Source organism: Pseudoalteromonas sp. MB41 (assembly GCF_020966275.1).
In the GTDB taxonomy this organism is placed as follows: Bacteria; Pseudomonadota; Gammaproteobacteria; order Enterobacterales; family Alteromonadaceae; genus Pseudoalteromonas; species Pseudoalteromonas lipolytica.
The window spans coordinates 39,170-57,288 of record NZ_JAJJZF010000014.1 but is presented as its reverse complement, the minus strand read 5'-3'; the positions used below and the strand labels follow the sequence as shown (position 1 = coordinate 57,288).

Genomic DNA, 18,119 nt, shown 5'->3' with positions numbered 1-18,119 from the left:
GTTATTTCCACAGGTCAAGATCATCATCTTTAGGGGATGTACGCTTAAGCACTTGTGCGAAACGGTTCGCAAAAATACCTAAGTAGCCCCAAAATGCAAAAAACAATGCAACAGCTAAAATGACAAGCCCCACAAGCTGGAAAATTGCGGGTCCATAATAGCCGATAGCAATGAATATCACGGCTAGCACAAACAGTGCTAAGCCGCGAAGAAAGCGTTTTAGGCTTAATTTGGGGTCGCTACCTAAGCGAAAAACCCACTGCTTAAGCATCTTAAGCGCTAATTAGTAGTATGAGTGCTCACCCGGGTTGTGATCAGTAATATCTCTCACCCCTGTGATCTCATCAAATTTAGCGATCATTTCTTTTTCGATGCCTTCTTTTAACGTCACATCGATCATTGAACAACCATTACAGCCACCACCAAATTGCAGTACTGCAATACCATCGGCTGTAATTTCCACAAGGCTTACTTGGCCACCGTGGTTAGCAAGTTGCGGGTTAACTTCGGTTTCAAGCATATGTTGAACACGTTCTTGAAGCGTCGCATCGTCGGTCAGCTTACGTGCTTTTGCATTCGGTGCTTTAAGCGTTAGCTGAGTACCCATTTTGTCAGTCACAAAATCGATTTCAGCTTCTTGTAAGAAAGGAGCACTTTCTGCATCAACAATGGCATCAAAACCATTAAATGGTAAACGAATGTCGCTTGCTTCAACTGCGTCTTCAGGGCAGTAAGAAACACCACACTCAGCTTGCGAAGTACCTGGGTTTACAACAAACACACGAATGTTAGTTTGTTCAGCTTGGTCTGCTAAAAGTTTAGCAAAATGAGATTGTGCAGATTCAGAAATAGAAATCATAAAACGAACTATACTTGACTAAATTACTCGGATACTGCCTATCATACTCCGCTCATCGTGTTGTCGCCAGTGTTGAGCGTAAAAAGTTGCATCTATTTTATCGAATGGTAGCGTGAAAACATCAAACAATAACAGGTGCTATCTATGCGTTTAATAATAACAATATTAACCATGCTAGTGAGTTTTTCAGCATTAGCAAAACCACTTTCCTATTATTTTGAAGAAGATGTGAAATTTGATCCGCTTATTCCAACCCCGCAAGAGGTTTTAGGCTACGAAGTGGGCGAGTGGCATGTACGCCATGATCAACTTGTTCAGTATATGCAAATATTGGCAGACAAAAGTGAGCGTATTAACATTGAAGTAATTGGCCGGACGCACGAGCAGCGACCCTTGGTCATGTTAACGATTACTGCGCCAGATAAATTAGGCCAAGTAGAGCAAATTCGTAAAGCACATTTAGCTCGCTTAAGCGGTGGAAATACTGACTCAAGCAAGCAACCTGCGGTTGTGTGGATGGGTTACAGTGTGCATGGCAATGAGTCTTCAGGTAGCAACGCATCGCTATTAGTTGCTTATTATCTTGCTGCGGCACAAGGGCCTGAAATTGACACCTTATTAAACAACACCGTTATTTTATTAGACCCCTCTTTGAATCCTGATGGCTTAGCGCGTTTTGCGAATTGGGCAAATAGCAATCGAGGCATGAACTTATCATCGGACCCTGAAACACGTGAGCACCGTGAAAGCTGGCCGAGCAGTCGTACTAACCATTATCTTTTTGATTTAAATCGTGACTGGTTGTTACTACAACACCCTGAGTCACGTGCGCGTATTGCCCAGTTCCATCACTGGAAGCCTAATATTTTAACTGACTTTCATGAAATGGGCCCAAATAGCACATTCTTCTTTCAACCGGGAATACCAACGCGTAAACACCCAATTACACCAGAAGAAAATGTGACATTAACGAAAGCAATTGCAAATTATCATGCAAAGACGCTTGATGAGCATAATGCGCTGTATTTTACTGAAGAAAGCTTTGACGATTTTTACTATGGCAAGGGGTCAACCTACCCAGATGTAAATGGTGGCGTGGGTATTTTATTTGAACAAGCCAGTTCTCGTGGGCACTTACAAGAAACAATTAACGGCCCGTTGAGTTTTCCATTTACTATTAAAAATCAACTGTTAACGAGCTTATCTACATTCCAAGCAGCGATTGATAATCGCCAAGACTTACTAGACTATCAAGCTGAGTTTTACACTAAAGCTACGGATCTTGCTGGCGATGAAGATTTTAAAGGCTATGTGGTAAAAGGCGGCGCTGATAATAGCCGTATGGCGTATTTTTTAGACGTGTTAAAGCAACACCAAATCAATGCGTATTTGCTTGAAGAGCCCTTAAAAGTGAATGGTCAGAGCTTTTCTGAAAAAAGCTACTACGTGCCATTAGCACAGCCACAATTTCGTTTAGTAAAAGCGATTTTTAGCGAGCAACAACGCTTTGTTGACAATACTTTTTATGATGTTTCGGGCTGGACATTGGCCCATGCATTTAATTTAGAGTTTGCCAAAGTGAGCAGCAATTGGGGCTTAAACATTGCAAAAATGCCGTGGCAGAAAACGGTTAAATCAAGCTTCGCTGCGTTACCACAAAGCTATGCTTATGCATTTAAGTGGGATGACTACCTTGCTCCTAAAATGTTAAATAACTTACTTAAGCAAGGTGTTCAAGCACGTGTTGCGCTTAGTTCACTTACAGCAAAAACACCCGCAGGTGAGGTTGCTTTTGAGCCAGGCAGTATTTTATTACCAGCCGGTATTCAAACAGACCCTAATTGGGTGCGTTATTTAAACCAAGCACAAACAGATTTCGGTATTGAAATTGTTCCCATCAGCTCTGGTTTAACAGTGAAAGGGGCTGATTTAGGGTCTCGTTCTATGGCTGTTGTTAAAGCACCTAAGGTACTGCTTATTGGTGGCGAAGGAACCAGCCAGTATGAGCTTGGCGAAGTGTGGTATTACCTTGATCGCTTTGTTGACATTGCCCCGAGTATTATTGAAATGGAGCGTTTAGATAATATTAACCTCGATAAGTACAGCCATATTGTGCTTGCGCATGGTAATTATAATCGCCTTGATGATGCGACTAAAATTGCAATAAAAGCGTGGGTTCGTAAAGGCGGGGTAATCTGGGGCCATAAAGGCGGTGCTAAATTCTTAGCGGATCAGCAACTATTAAAAGCGAATTATTTGTCACGCCGTGATGTTGCAAGTGCATTTGATACAAAAGGCCTTACTTATGCCGATAAAGATGACTTAGCAGGGCGCCAACGCATTGCAGGTGCCATTTTTAATACTCACGTTGACTTATCGCACCCACTGACGTTCTCGCTTGAGCGCAATAACTTACCTGTATTTAAAAATAGCACTTGGTTACTTGAAAAATCGGAGGCACCATTTGTTAATGTGCTTACTTATACAGACACGCCATTACTTGCAGGCTTTACTGATGATGTCAATGTGGAGCAGGTAGCCGGTGCTGCAGGTTTAATTGCGCACTCTTACGGAAAAGGCAGTGTGATCGGTATGACTGATAACCCCGTTTTTCGTGGTTACTGGTATGGAACAAGCCGATTACTAAGTAATGCATTGTTCTTTGGTCATGCATTTAGTGCATCGGGTGACTAATTAAGGGGAGTCAAACATGTAAGGATTGCCCATACTTGTTTGGCCCCTGCCTGTTTTAATGCCTCTGTTGCTGCGTTTAATGTAGCACCAGAGGTCATCACATCATCAACAATAGCCACCGATTTCCCTGTCAGATCTTGCTGACATACAAACGCATTTTTTACATTCTTTACCCGTTTTGTTTTACTTAGTTTTGATTGTGGCTGGGTGGCTTTTTGTTTATGAAGAGGCGTAATAACGTCTTGCTGTAAGCCCTCTAGAACCGGTAACCACGTTTGGCTTACTTGGTTATAGCCACGCGATAAAAAACGCCTTTTATGTAACGGCATTATGATAAATACATCAGGCCAGTGTGTGTTTGCTGCAAGGGCATGTTGCAGCTGTTTGGTTATGATTTGCTGTAAAGCCACTTTATAATGCTGTTGATTGTTAAATTTTAACTGTATGAGCCATTGTTTATAGGGTGCTTGATACCACGCACAGGCAATGAGATGATCAAAATGACAGTCAGGAAAAGCGTCACAAATATCGGGGCGATGTAAAAGGTTTGGATGACGTGCTAAGTCAAAAAGTGCAAGGTCATCCATACAGTGTGGGCAGAGTGACTGATTACTTTCAATGTGGCCCCTGCAACCCAAACAAAAATTTGGGAACAGCGCATCTAAAGCGACTTTAAACGCCTGAATTAAGCCCGCCATTGCATTCATTCCTTTAAACGCTATTATGAGCGCTAAGTGTGGTTGAGAGTTTATAAATATGCAAAATGAAATGGTGTTGTTACATGGCTGGGGAATGAATCAAGGTGTGTGGCAAGTCATTATGCCTGAACTTACGTTTTTTCATGATGGCGCAGTTCGCTGCTTAGATTTACCTGGGTTTGGTAACGCACAGTCAATACCAACACCTTACACTTTGCATGCTGCGGCAGAGCAGCTCAGTAGCGAATTAAATGAAGGATCAATACTTGTCGGCTGGTCACTGGGAGGGCTGTTTGCTTTGTATATTGCTGCGCACTGGCCTGACAAAGTGGCCAAAGTTGTGCTGGTAGCATCAACCCCATTTTTTGCCCAGCACGATGATTGGCCGGGTATTAAGCCGGACGTCCTGAATGCGTTTAAAGATCAGTTAGTGAGCCATAGAGAAAAAACCATAGAACGCTTTCTCGCTATTCAAGCTATGGGCAGTGAGTCTGCTCGTGATGATATAAAGCAGCTAAAATTATTATTGAATCAATACCCCGCTCCCAAAGAGCAGGCGCTAAGTGCAGGACTCGATATACTACAGCACGATGATTTACGCGCTATGTTTGCACAGTTAACGGTGCCTATAGTCGGCATTTTTGGTCGCTTAGATGCGTTAGTGCCTTATCGTGCTCTTAAGAAAATGCAGGCGCTGCAGCCTAATTTTGACTACGAGGTAATTGATAAAGCATCCCATGCCCCGTTTATTTCTCACAAAGAGGCATTTATAACAGCTCTTAAATCAGTGTGTTAAACAAAACCTAGCTTGAGGCCATAAAAATAGCGGGATTATACTTTATTTTGTTCGTTTTGTGAGCGATAATTACGGTTAGATCTCACTGTTGGAGACCATCATGGCAATCGGTTCTGTTTTTAATAATGCGGTAGAAGGTTATAACCGTGCTAGCCAAGGTATTGAAAAGGCAAGCGCTGAGATTAGCCGTGCCTCAATAGATCAACAAGATGATGCTCAGCTTGCGCAGCAGCGCCAATTACAAGCCGCTCGCCCCGATGAAGCAGTCACGCCTCCTGTATCACAACCCGCGCGTATTGATGAGTCGCTGGTCAACTTAAAAGTAGAAGAGTTTAATGCCAAGGCGAATATCAATAGCATTCAAACCGCGGATGAGGTACTGGGCACTTTAATCGATATTAAAGTATAAATATCATGAACATCGTTACTCCTTATCCGGCCATTAACTTAAACACTGCGAATGTGCATACAGAAAGTGCGCGCCGTGATAACCAGTTGCGCGAGGTAATCCCCGCACCTACGGCAACCAAACCCAGTAACGCTGAAAATAAAACTTTAAACGATGGCGAAAAAGCCAGACAACCAGGCACTGACGCTGGCACCTATGATGCGAAAGGCCGTCTTGATGACAACACCGTAGTTCAAGAACGCCAACAAGGCGATTCTGAGCAATCGGAACAAGAGCAACAAGAAACAAAGCAAGAACAAAAAAAAGAGCAACAAGTTGCTGAACAAGAGCAGCAAGATGCGGAACAAATAAAGGAATTAAAAGCCCGTGATACTGAAGTGCGCATTCACGAGCAAGCACATGCATCTGTCGGTGGGCAATATGCGGGTGCGCCAAGTTATGAGTATCAGCGCGGTCCCGATGGTACTAATTACGCTGTTGGTGGAGAGGTTCAAATCGATGTTGCACAAATCGAGGGGGATCCAAAAGCCACCATTGAAAAAATGCAAACTGTACGAGCAGCAGCGCTTGCTCCACAAGAACCCTCAGGTGCTGACCGTGCTATAGCGGCAGATGCAACGCAAAAACTTGCGGCGGCTCAAGCTGAGTTAGCGACTCAGTCTGATGACGATAAGCAGCAAAATGGGCAAGCGTCATTTAAAATTAACCGTGAATTTGCCAATGAAGATAGCCCGCAAGTGAGTGCATCGGAGACTAAAACAGCAAAGCGTGACGTGGAAGTAGATCAACGCGCTCAACGAATTGCTAATTTCTATCAAGCGGCAACCTCTGCTGCGGCTCAAAACCAATTTTCTGCGGTTATTTAACCTCATATTTTCTTACACATTACTTACTATAAATAGGGTTGTTCCTATTGTGGTAAAAAATTAGCTCTGTTAGATTGTCCACGATTTTAAATAAGGATGATTTAACATGAAATATGCTGTACTTATCGGTGCACTTTCACTTGTATCAACAGCTGTTATGGCACAAAACACCACACCTCTTAGCTATGATTATGTTGATGCTGGCTATCAGAAAATGAAAATTGATGATGCTGATGATCTTTCTCTCACGGGCTATGGTATCAACGTCAGTAAACAATTTGCACAAAACTGGTATGTGCATGGCCACTACTCAAAAGTATCTGATGACTTTACAGAGTTAGATATCTACGACAATGTGACTGTTTATGATATGAACAACAACCCAGTCGGTACGGGGCAGACTGAATATCTTTATCGTACAGAGTTAGATATCACGCGTTATGAGTTAGCTTTAGGCTATATTTACTCTCTGTCTGATGTGACTAAAATTGATTATTCAGCGAAGCTGGGCCAGCTAAAATTTGAAGGTGACGTACTGTACAAGCAAGATATCACTTATCAAGAACAAGTACTCGATACCAACTCTGAGAGATATTCTGATTCAGATACAGCTGATATTTTATCTGTAAATGCACAAATTAGGCACTTATTAACCGATTCAATAGAGCTAAATGCGGGTATCGGTTACGAGCGTCTGCATGATGAAGAAAGCGAAAATAATACCGTGCTTCATGTCGGTGCAAATTATGCGATTACAGCTGATTGGTTAGTGACCGCAGCGTATCGAGATGTAAACGACTATTCAGATCTTACCTTCTCAATTCGTTATAATTTTTAGTTAATTAGCAAGCTAGCGAACCTTTCGCTAGCTTCTTTTTATATATTATTTCTGTTCCTGCAATAGTGTTTTCTACAAAAAGCTACATTTTGTATAAATAATCCGCAACGCTTTATATATCACCACTTCAATGTTTACATGGTGTTAATTTTGTGTCTGAAATGTATACCTCACAGTTTGACCCTTCATAACGCCGCCTGTATATGTCTGTCTGCTAATAGAATTTAGTGTCTCAGCTTTTGCGTAAGCAAAGCTGTTTTAAATTAAATCAGTGGGAATCATATGCAACCTAGCAATAATAAAATAGCACACTTGAAAAAGAGCTCAGTTGCAGTACTTACAGCATTGTATGTAGGTACTTCAGGTTATGCTGCGGCAGAGCCGGGCTTTAATAAAGTGTCAGACAAAGGCTTTTATCAGCCAACATTTACAGCTGAAGATATCGCAAAGTATCAAGAACAAAAACAAATTGCTGATCATCCAAGCTTATTAAAGGGCAGTGTTGAGCGTTTAAATCAACATTATCAAAATCAACAACCAGAACATGTGTTCCAGCCTCAAGAGGGTGTGACAGGTGTTCAAACTTATATCGTTCAAATGACTGAAGAGCCAGTCGCGAGTTACCAAGGTGACATTCAGGGCTTTACTGCAACAGCGGTTACTGAATCTCGTTCGTTAATGGTTAATGAGCGCTTGGATACATCGGCACATAAGGTGCGTGCTTATCAGGGTTTCTTGAAGCAGCGCCAAACATCTGTATTAAGCAAAGCACGTGCCGTGGGTGCTAGCATTGATGTTAAAAAGCAATTTACGTTAGCAAACAATGCCGTTGTTGTCGAAATGACGCAGGCGGATGCTGAGCTACTGGCTAAGCAATCGGGTGTGAAACGCATCACACCAAACCGTATTTTCGAACTACGTACAGACCGTGGCCCAGAGTTTATTGGCGCAGATCAATTATGGCAAGGCGCTACACCTGCATCATCAGTGGGTGTTAAAGGCGAAGGCATGGTTGTAGGTATTATTGATACAGGTATCAATACTGACCACCCTGCGTTTGCAAGCGATGAAGAGTACAGCAAATCAAATCCATTTGGTGCAGGTAACTTCGTTGGTGATTGTGAAGCTGATCCTACGTTATGTAATGACAAGTTAATTGGTGTTCGCTCTTACCCTGAAATTACGGCTGCGAATTCAGACTATCGATTTGCACGTGCTGATCGTCGTCCAGAGAATGGTGAAGACTACAACGGTCATGGTTCACATACTGCAAGCACAACCGCGGGTAACTACATAGAGAATACGCCACTTCAAGCAGCCACAGGTGAGAAAGTGAGTGATGGTGAAAACTTGCCATTTACCTTTGATCACACCAGTGGTGTTGCACCGCGCGCGCACATTATTTCATACCAAGTATGTCGCGCGGGCAACTCGGGCGACTTATACGCTGGTTGTCCTGAGTCGGCGATTTTATCTGCTTTTGAAGATGCAATTGAAGATGGCGTTGATGCGATTAACTTCTCAATCGGTGGCGGTGAAAGCTTCCCGTGGGAAGACCCAATGGAAATGGCATTTTTAAGCGCACGTGAGGCCGGTATTTCTGTTGCCGCTGCTGCGGGTAACTCAGGTCCGTACTATATGTCTGCGGATCATACATCACCTTGGGTGACGACAGTGGGGGCATCAACGCATGATCGCGTGATGGAATTAGGTGTTAAAACCATTAACAACTTCCAAGGTACACGTGCACCTTCTGTTGGTGAGTATGCAGGTAAGAGTTTCGCTGGTGGAATTACTGGTGAGGTTGTTTTAGCTGAGAATTACGACGACCCTAATGCTGACGATGGCTATGATGCAGCTAGCTGTAATGCCCCATTCCCTGCGGGTACTTTCACCGCAGACCAAATAGTGGTGTGTTTACGGGGTGATATTGCGCGTGTTGATAAAGCGAAAAACGTAGCTGCGGGTGGCGCAGGTGGTTTTATCCTGCAAAATATTGCTTTTGGTGAGAACGTTGTTGCAGATAACTATGTGATCCCAGGTATTCACTTATCTTCAAGTGCGCGTTTTGCTATTCGCAACTGGGTGAATGCTAACCCTGATGGCGCTGCAATTGCGACTATTGGTGAGCCGCAAAATAACTATTCGTTTGACGAAGAAGCTGGCAACCAGCTCGCTATTTTTAGCTCTATGGGCCCAAGTTATTATATTAACAACCTTGTTCCTGATTTGACGGCACCAGGTGTTGATATTTATGCTGCGAATGCTGATGACCAACCATTCACCGCCAATCCTAGAGCATCAGACTGGACATTCATGAGTGGTACGTCAATGGCTACTCCGCATGTAACCGGTGCCATGACTTTATTGATGCAAATGCACCCAGATTGGACGCCTGCTGAAGTACAATCGGCTCTGATGATGACGGCGAATAAAGTGCGCATTTCTAACGGTGTTACGTTAGTTGACCCTTACTACAACTTCATGACGGGAAGTGGCTCAATTGATGTTGCGCAAGCGGCAAATGCAGGTCTTATCATGGATGAGACAATCGAAAACTATCACAATGCTAACCCGCGTAATGGCGGTTTAGTGGAGTGGTTAAACCTGCCGACATTAGTAAACCAAGACTGTGAACTGACCTGTTCTTGGATGCGCACAGTGAAAGCGACTAAAGATGGTTCGTGGGATGCAACAGCCTATGGTTGGGGTATTGAAGGCGAGCAAGAAAGTGCGGGTGTCGAAGTGAGTGTTACACCAAGTAACTTCACACTTAAAGCGGGTGAAACACAAGACGTGATGGTAACGATGAAGTTACCGAATATCATTCAGTCTAAACTAGACCCAGCAGAACCCGGCGCACCATGGGACAGCATTATAAACAAAAATGCGTGGTTTAACGGTAAAGTACTTTTTAAAAATACCGATGGTAATTCACCTGATGCTCACTTCACATTAGCGGCTAAAAATGTCATTGATGAGCTTCCAGCCATGGTTGATATCGATATGGCTCGTGCCAATGCATCAGAGTCAATCGTTGTGAATACTGACAGCTACAGTGAGTTTACACCAACTTATTATGGCCTTGTAAAACCGACTGAAGTAACAGCCAATATCTTAGGTGTATCACCTTATGTAACGAAAGACCGTGTAGAAAAAGCATGGGATATTCAGGCAATTGAGGTACCTGAAGGTACAAAACGCCTGATGATTAAAGTGGCATCAACAGAGCAAACGACTGATTTATCAGATATCGTTGAACCGCGTTGGCAAATTAAAAAAGCACACTTAGTGGTGGGTTATGATGCGAATGGTAGTGGCTCGTTCATGGTGTCGGATGAAGACATTGCTGAAGATCCAAATGCATTAATTAAAGCACTGAACGAAGAGATGATTTGTTATTCTTCAAGCAGTGTTGAGGATAACTACTGTAATATTATCGATCCTAAGCCTGGTAAATACTGGTTCGCTACCGCAGCGTTAGCTGGTTTACGCGATGTGGGTTATCAAACAGTGACTCACTATGCATTTGTGAAAGAGCAAAATACGGGTGAGTTCAGTGTGTCGGCTCCACAACAACATTCAGGTAATGGCAACTATGAAATTGCGATTAATTGGAACCTACCAGAAGCGCAGCTAAACGATGTGTATTACGGTGGTTTTGAACTGGGTGATTCAGAAGGTGCTGAAGGGACTTTAGGGTTTACATCAGTTAACTTTAAACGTGACGCTGAAGCGTTAACCCTTAATATTGATCAAGACTCAGCACGCGCTATGGATCTTGTAAATGTTAACGTGAAACTCAAAGCTAACTATGAATCTGACGCGCGCGATTACACTTTAGCGTTAACCATTCCTGAGGGCATGGAAGTTTGGCCTGATACATTGACTTCTAACAACGAGTCAGTTGCTGCTTCATTGGAAGTAGAGGGCAACACTTTAACAATTAAAGGGACTCAAGAGGCTACTCGCAATGTGAAGCGTGATTATGTTGTCACGAATAACATCACCAATGAAATGTGTAAAACGCCAATGATCGATGAGTACTCAACAGGTGGCTACATCGATTTATGGGGTGACTTCCGCATTCAACCAGATGCTTCTTGGTATGAAGGTGGCTCAAATGTTTACTTTGATGTACCAATTGATTGGTTATTCTACAAACAAGGCGCTAAGTTTGAAGTTTATAATCAAGCAAACAACAACGAAGTACGTTTACACCCAACAGGTGCTATGCAATTTACACCAATTTGGTGGATGATGAGTGCGCACCGTGGTCCAGGTTTCTTAGTTGAAGCATTAGCCCCGTTCTGGCGTGGTTCATTTGAAATCACTAATCTACGTGATCCAAGCGATCCAACAGGGTTAACAATTGCAAGTCAATATGCAGAAGAACGTCCTGATCTTGGTGACCTTCTGTTCATGGAATTTGATAATGTTACCGACAAGAATACGGGTGATACTTATGATTATGAAGTGATCTTACGCAGTGGTATTGATGACCATGAAGGTAAGTTTGAAGCGATTTTTGCATACGACAATCTAGGTTCTGATATTGATACAGGCACTATCTTTATTGAAGGTGGTGACAGTGTTTATGCTACAACCGCGGGCTACAAAGACGGTGCTCTAAGCAATGTGATCGGTTTCGATGACCTTGGTAAAATCTTACAAGATGACTTAGTCATTTGTTTTGATTACGTGGGCCCTGAGCAAAGTGAAGTTGAATTTAACTTTACAGCGACAATAAAGCCAGAAGCGAAAGGTACCATGCAAGACATCGCGCTTGATTATCTATTAGGTAGTCAAGAGTCAGGTACATTAATGCACTCGATTGGTGTACAAAGCAATCTTAAAATGGCAGATATTGCTGATATGACGGTTGCTGAAAATGGTCGTATTGATGGCATTGAAGTGATGGTTATTGATGCTGATCAATCGCCAAATGAGCTAGTAATCACGGGTGAACATGTGTCAGCTGAGGTGAACGGTATGTCGTTTAACCTGATCCCTGAACCTTATTTCTTCGGTGAAACTTTTGTAACTGTTACAGTGCAAGACAAAGCAAACCCAACAGATAAAGTAAGCAAAGAGTTTTTACTGACTGTTGAGTCTGATGGTGAAGAAGCCCCCGTGATGGTTAACGACATTGAAGATATGACTGTGATGCAAGGCGATATGTTAGAAAGTATTGCTGTTTCTTTATCACGTGAAACAGAAGAAGCGTTCACTCTTACTGTAGACGCTGATAATGCGACATCAATGGTTGATGGCATGACATTTAGCCTTAAACCTGACGCTGACTTCTATGGTGAGATCCCTGTAACAGTGACATTAACGGGCACAGATACTACTATCTCAACTGACTTTATGGTTACAGTAACCGCCGTTGATCTTGCGATTGTTGCGCTAGAAGATATGTCGGTGATGGAAAACGAGTCAGTTGACAATATTATGGTTAGTTTAACGCGTGAGACAGCTGAAGAGTTCACACTGTCTGTTGATGCTGATAATGCGACGACATCAGTCGATGGCATGTCATTCAGCGTAACGCCTGATGCTAACTACTATGGTACAACGACAGTTAAAGTCACTTTAACCAGTGGTGAAAAATCATTGATGGAAGAATTTGCACTTACAGTTGTTTCAGACGGTATTGAATTAGGTTGTACAGATACCGCTGCAACAAACTACGATGCGAATGCTAATACTGATGATGGTAGCTGTGTATACCCAGAAGTAGAAGAAGATGATGACAGTGGTTCATTCGGTCACTTCATCGTGTTACTCCTTCCATTACTTGCACTACGTCGTCGTAAGTAATCGCTTTAAAGGCTCATTTTAGTGAGCCTTTAAAAACAAAAAACCGCGTAAGCTTAACTTACGCGGTTTTTTATTAGCCTAATATAATGGCTACTTTTTAACTTTAGCGTTGGCAAAGGCATCGGCAAAGGCATTGCCCATGGCTGCATTACCAAAGTCACGTTTTGGTTTAGAGGTGTTTTTTACCTTTTGAGCCGCGGCAGGTTTGCTTGTAGTTGCCGCTTTATTGCTGGTATCAACATCATCGTCTAAGCGCATGGTAAAGCTAATACGTTTACGAGCAGCATCCACTTCAAGCACTTTTACTTTTACGATGTCACCCGCTTTGACTACTTCACGCGGATCTGAGATAAACTTATTCGTGATAGCAGAAATATGCACTAAACCGTCTTGGTGAACACCTACATCAACGAAGGCACCAAAGTTTGCTACGTTTGACACCACACCTTCTAGAATCATGCCCGGTTTTAAATCGTTAATTGTTTCAACACCGGCTTTAAACTCGGCCGTTTTAAATTCAGGGCGCGGGTCGCGGCCTGGCTTATCAAGTTCTTTAATGATGTCTGTGACGGTTGGTAAACCAAATTTGTCGTCAATATAGTCGTTCGCAACAAGCTTGTTTAGTATATCTGAGTTACCGATTAAGCTATTGACATCCAGGTTGTTCTTTTCGCAAATACGCTTAACAATCGGGTAGGCTTCAGGGTGAACTGATGACTTATCAAGAGGGTCTGTACCATTAGTGATACGTAAGAAGCCCGCGGCTTGTTCAAATGCTTTTGGCCCTAAACGCTCTACTTTTTTAAGCTCAGAACGCTTGCTGAATGAGCCATTCGCATCACGGTAGTTAACAATGTTCTGTGCCAGAGTTTTGTTTAAACCCGATACACGAGTAAGTAACGGCACTGAAGCCATATTTAAATCAACACCGACAGAGTTTACACAGTCTTCAACCACCGAAGTCAAAGTTTGCCCCAACTGACTTTGTGACACATCGTGTTGGTATTGGCCCACACCAATTGACTTAGGTTCAATTTTAACAAGCTCTGCAAGGGGGTCTTGTAAACGACGTGCAATTGAAACAGCACCACGTAACGATACATCGAGATTGGGGAATTCATTCGCAGCAAACTCAGAGGCAGAGTAAACAGATGCTCCGGCTTCACTGACCATAATTTTGTTAAGGTTAAGCTCGCTGTTTGCTTTTATAAGCTCTGCGACGAGTTTGTCTGATTCACGAGATGCGGTGCCATTACCAATGGCGATTAACTCAACTTTATGCTGGCGACATAACTGTTCAAGCGTGCGCAGTGATTTTTCCCAATGATTTTGAGGGGCATGTGGAAAAATAGTTTGTGTCGTTAATAGTTTACCAGTGCTGTCTACAACAGCTATTTTACAGCCCGTACGTAAACCTGGATCTAGGCCCAATGTTGTACGAGGACCAGCCGGAGCTGCCATTAATAAGTCTTTTAAGTTCTTTGCAAATACGTCAATGGCACCGGTTTCGGCTTTTTCGCGCATCGCCCCTAAAAACTCATTTTCAAGATGTAAGCTTAATTTAATTTTCCACGCCCACTGCACTACGCTCATTAACCATGCACTCGCTGCTGAGTTGCTAACATCTAAGCGATAATGATCGGCAATCATTTGTGCGCAGATTTGTGCCGGATTTTCAGCACTGGGTTCAGGGTTAATATTGAGCTGCAATACGCCTTCATTTCGTGCTCTTAACATGGCTAAAGCACGGTGAGAAGGCACTTTTTTTAGTGGCTCTTGGTGTTCAAAGTAATCACGGTATTTTGCGCCATCATTTTCTTGGCCAGCAATAACGCGGCTCTCAATTTGACCATGTTGACTTATATGACTGCGGAATTTTGCAAGCAACTTAGCATCTTCAGCAAAGCGCTCCATTAAAATGAACTTAGCCCCATCGAGTACTGTTTTCGTATCAGCAAAACCAGCATCGGCATTGATGTAGTCAGTGGCGTGTTGTTCAGGGTCTAAGTTTGGATCATTAAACAGGGCATCAGCAAGTGGTTCAATACCTGCTTCAATTGCAATTTGCCCTTTGGTACGGCGCTTAGGTTTGAAAGGCAGATATAAATCTTCAAGCTCCGTTTTACTGTCCGCGTTATTAATATCCGCACTGAGCTCGGTTGTTAGTTTTCCTTGCTCTTTAATCGTGGCAAGTATAAAGCTACGGCGCTCTTCTAGTTCACGTAAATACGATAGGCGTTGCTCAAGTAAACGCAGTTGCGTGTCGTCTAAGCCACCCGTTACTTCTTTACGATAACGCGCGATAAAAGGTACTGTGGCACCTTCATCAAGTAATTTGATTGCAGCAACAACTTGTGGTTGCTGGGCATTTAGCTCAGTCGCTAAGCGTGCAGAGATATTGCTCATGCATAAACCTTTTTAAAAAATAGAAAATCAGTAAAACTGAAGATTAATTGCCTGAATAATATCACAATAAGAAGGCCTTAAAAGCACTGCTTTTAAGGCCCGCTGAAATAGTTCTTCACAACGCAAATTTTAATACTTAGTGAGGGTGATCGATGTGTTGCATCACTTCACTGAAGCTATTAGCAATGGGGTTGATATTAACAGGAATATGTAACTTTTTAGCAATTTGACGCGCAGAAATTAGCCCACAAATTTCATGCTCTTTACTGGTGACTAGCAAGAACATCATACCTTGATGCTCCATTGTTTGTAGTACATCGCCAATGCATGCGTAACTAATGCTTTGTAAGCTTGCACCCGCTAAATTACTAAGCGGTGTCATTACATCGTGTAATGTAATCTCGTCACGGTGCAGGTTTAAGCGCTGTGCAAGCATCATAATCTTAGAGCTTTGCAGGTCAGCACTTGATGTAATACCCAGTAACTTATCTTCACTATCAATTACTAAGATAAAGTCAGAACAGTGATTGCTAGTTTGTTTCAGCGCATTAACAATCGTTGTGTCGTAATGAGCGCGTAACGGGTCTTTACTGGTGAAGCTATTTAATACTTTAAGCGCCGGAGAGGTTAGGTCTAGGGTTGGCTCAACTTCATTTACAGCATTAGATAATGCGCCATTTGAAATGTCTTGTAGACGTAATTCTTTGAAATTATTCATTTTGATCACCATACATTTTAATAAAACTTTAATTGAAACAATTTTGAGTTAATTAAAAAGCAGGGGGACCTCGCTGATGCGCGCTGAACACAGAAATAACAGAACAAGGATTAACATACACCGCAACACGGCCATCTGGCAGTGGTTGAGCTGCACTGGCAATCAGCGATGGGGTATGTTTGTCAAAGTCAGTATCTGTATTGGCTGGGTCTGTACTGTCGCACGCAATGAAATGTGCGGTTGGCGTAACACTGTCTGAGTGGCTTTCAATGTCATTGGCGTAAGATATCAAACTCGCACTCATTAAAAGTGCGAATACAATGGCATTACTCATGATGCGATGTATTAGGTTTGACATACTTACTACCTTCTAAAACCTCAAGCACTAAATGCGTCTTGAGTCTCTTTAGTTATAGAACACATTTTTAGAGTAGACAATCACTAATTAATATTTTCTGAATATTTATACCATTCCGCAAAAATACTTAATCATTTTGAGTGATTAAACCAGTCGCTACCTGCGTTAAAAATTTCTGATTTAGAACAACTAAATAACTAAATTTTTGCCTTGTTATCAACGCGGTTTTATTGCCTCAAAATAGACCACTTAATTAAGCGTTAATGGTATTAAAGATAAATTAGGGTGCGTTAGGGTAAGTTATTTCATTGACGAACCATTCTTTTGTGCCTTCGGGTGTGATGACCGAAAATTCGTCATCCACTTCTTTACCTAATAGCGCACGCGCCATAGGTGCGTCGATAGAAATATAATCTTTACGCTCATAAATTTCGTCTGGGCCCACAATACGAAATCGTTTGATGTCGCCTTGTTCATTTTCAATTTCGACCCAAGCGCCAAAAAATACTTTGCCTGCTTGTTGCGGATTGTAGTCAACAATTTTTAGGTCTGGCATACGTTTTCTTAGGTAACGTACGCGGCGATCTATTTGTCGTAAAACACGTTTATTGAATTGATAATCGGCGTTTTCAGAACGGTCACCTAAGCTTGCTGCCCACGTGACAATTTTGGTAATTTCAGGACGCTTCTCATGCCACAAATAGTCATGTTCTTGTTGTAATTGTTGATAACCTTCACGCGTAATTAAATTTGTTTTTGCCATTTTACTTAGCCTCACAAGAAAACCTGCCGCACGGTATAAAAGTCTTTTGTCTTTGTCGAGTAGGATTTTGAAATGTTCCGTAACAATCTAAGCGTGCAATTCGATTTTTATTCTTAAGTTTTTCATTTATATTAACAAGTAACACATTACAACAAGAATGAAAGTTATGGGACACGAAACGACAAAGGTATTGGTTGTTGATGACGATATGCGTTTACGCAGTTTGCTTGAACGTTATTTGGTAGAGCAAGGGTTTATTGTTCGTACAGCAGCAAATTCAGAGCAGATGGATCGCTTACTCGAGCGTGAAAATTTCCACTTAATCGTACTCGATTTAATGTTACCCGGCGAAGACGGTTTATCCATTTGTCGCCGTTTACGACAAAAAGAAAACGATATACCCATTGTGATGTTAACAGCTAAAGGTGACGAAGTAGACCGTATAATAGGTCTTGAGCTCGGTGCTGATGACTATATTCCTAAACCGTTTAACCCACGCGAACTATTGGCACGCATTAAAGCGATTTTACGTCGTCGCGCTAAAGAAGTACCAGGCGCGCCTGCTGCAGAGGAAAACGAAATTAGTTTTGGTGAATTCACATTAAATTTAGCCACGCGTGAGATGACGCAAGGTGATAACACCATGTCATTAACCAGTGGTGAGTTTGCGGTATTAAAAGCGCTTGTCACACACCCGCGTGAACCGTTAAGTCGTGATAAGTTAATGAACCTTGCGCGAGGCCGAGACTACAGCGCACTTGAGCGTAGTATCGACGTACAGGTTTCGCGTTTGCGTCGCATGATTGAGGTTGACGCTGCTAATCCTCGTTATATTCAAACTGTATGGGGCTTAGGCTACGTATTTGTACCAGATGGTGAAAAGTAGCAATA

At 42.5% G+C, this 18,119-nt stretch carries 14 protein-coding genes; 7 read left to right on the top strand and 7 right to left on the bottom strand.

Annotation, left to right across the window (positions count from 1 at the left end; translation table 11 throughout):
- Position 1: 1 nt before the first annotated feature.
- Positions 2–271: a hypothetical protein gene (locus tag LPA49_RS13955; RefSeq protein ID WP_118844723.1), complete on the bottom strand. Its 270-nt coding sequence runs from the start codon at positions 269–271 to the stop codon at positions 2–4.
- 12 nt (positions 272–283) lie between these two features.
- Complete coding sequence (gene nfuA, locus LPA49_RS13950; RefSeq protein WP_036973401.1) at positions 284–859, bottom strand: Fe-S biogenesis protein NfuA; 576 nt, start codon at positions 857–859, stop codon at positions 284–286.
- A gap of 144 nt (positions 860–1,003) precedes the next feature.
- Between nfuA and LPA49_RS13945 the strand changes: the two genes are divergently transcribed.
- On the top strand, positions 1,004–3,553 hold the full coding sequence (locus LPA49_RS13945) for a M14 metallopeptidase family protein (RefSeq protein WP_180311213.1): 2,550 nt from the start codon (positions 1,004–1,006) through the stop codon (positions 3,551–3,553).
- On the opposite strand, the gene LPA49_RS13940 is transcribed toward LPA49_RS13945, so the two are convergent.
- Positions 3,550–4,251 (bottom strand): ComF family protein, encoded by a 702-nt coding sequence (locus tag LPA49_RS13940; protein WP_074989201.1) that lies wholly within the window; start codon positions 4,249–4,251, stop codon positions 3,550–3,552. The two genes, LPA49_RS13945 and LPA49_RS13940, sit on opposite strands and share 4 nt — an antisense overlap.
- A gap of 58 nt (positions 4,252–4,309) precedes the next feature.
- Between LPA49_RS13940 and bioH the strand changes: the two genes are divergently transcribed.
- The 5 genes from bioH (at position 4,310) to LPA49_RS13915 (ending at position 12,983) form a co-directional block, all read left to right on the top strand.
- Positions 4,310–5,047 (top strand): pimeloyl-ACP methyl ester esterase BioH, encoded by a 738-nt coding sequence (bioH, locus tag LPA49_RS13935; RefSeq protein ID WP_036973398.1) that lies wholly within the window; start codon positions 4,310–4,312, stop codon positions 5,045–5,047.
- A 100-nt stretch (positions 5,048–5,147) separates the two neighbouring features.
- The gene (locus tag LPA49_RS13930; RefSeq protein ID WP_036973397.1) at positions 5,148–5,456 is read left to right on the top strand and encodes a hypothetical protein; all 309 of its coding nucleotides are present in this window, start codon (positions 5,148–5,150) and stop codon (positions 5,454–5,456) included.
- A 5-nt stretch (positions 5,457–5,461) separates the two neighbouring features.
- Entirely contained in the window at positions 5,462–6,322 is an 861-nt protein-coding gene (locus LPA49_RS13925) for a putative metalloprotease CJM1_0395 family protein (protein ID WP_074989202.1), read from the top strand.
- Positions 6,323–6,428: 106 nt separating this feature from the next.
- The gene (locus LPA49_RS13920; protein ID WP_180311212.1) at positions 6,429–7,160 is read left to right on the top strand and encodes an outer membrane beta-barrel protein; all 732 of its coding nucleotides are present in this window, start codon (positions 6,429–6,431) and stop codon (positions 7,158–7,160) included.
- Positions 7,161–7,442: 282 nt separating this feature from the next.
- On the top strand, positions 7,443–12,983 hold the full coding sequence (locus LPA49_RS13915) for a S8 family serine peptidase (RefSeq protein WP_180311211.1): 5,541 nt from the start codon (positions 7,443–7,445) through the stop codon (positions 12,981–12,983).
- A 90-nt stretch (positions 12,984–13,073) separates the two neighbouring features.
- On the opposite strand, the gene LPA49_RS13910 is transcribed toward LPA49_RS13915, so the two are convergent.
- The 4 genes from LPA49_RS13910 to greB all read right to left on the bottom strand — a co-directional run bounded on the left by LPA49_RS13910 (position 13,074) and on the right by greB (position 17,228).
- A complete protein-coding gene (locus LPA49_RS13910; protein WP_065979405.1) occupies positions 13,074–15,389 on the bottom strand; it encodes a Tex family protein in 2,316 nt (771 codons plus the stop codon).
- 136 nt (positions 15,390–15,525) lie between these two features.
- On the bottom strand, positions 15,526–16,107 hold the full coding sequence (locus LPA49_RS13905) for a CBS domain-containing protein (RefSeq protein ID WP_065979404.1): 582 nt from the start codon (positions 16,105–16,107) through the stop codon (positions 15,526–15,528).
- A 52-nt stretch (positions 16,108–16,159) separates the two neighbouring features.
- On the bottom strand, positions 16,160–16,465 hold the full coding sequence (locus LPA49_RS13900; RefSeq protein ID WP_180311210.1) for a hypothetical protein: 306 nt from the start codon (positions 16,463–16,465) through the stop codon (positions 16,160–16,162).
- 280 nt (positions 16,466–16,745) lie between these two features.
- Positions 16,746–17,228, bottom strand: coding sequence for a transcription elongation factor GreB (gene greB, locus LPA49_RS13895; protein WP_036973385.1), 483 nt, complete (start codon positions 17,226–17,228; stop codon positions 16,746–16,748).
- A 166-nt stretch (positions 17,229–17,394) separates the two neighbouring features.
- Between greB and ompR the strand changes: the two genes are divergently transcribed.
- Positions 17,395–18,114, top strand: coding sequence for a two-component system response regulator OmpR (gene ompR / locus LPA49_RS13890; protein ID WP_036973384.1), 720 nt, complete (start codon positions 17,395–17,397; stop codon positions 18,112–18,114).
- Positions 18,115–18,119: the final 5 nt, after the last annotated feature.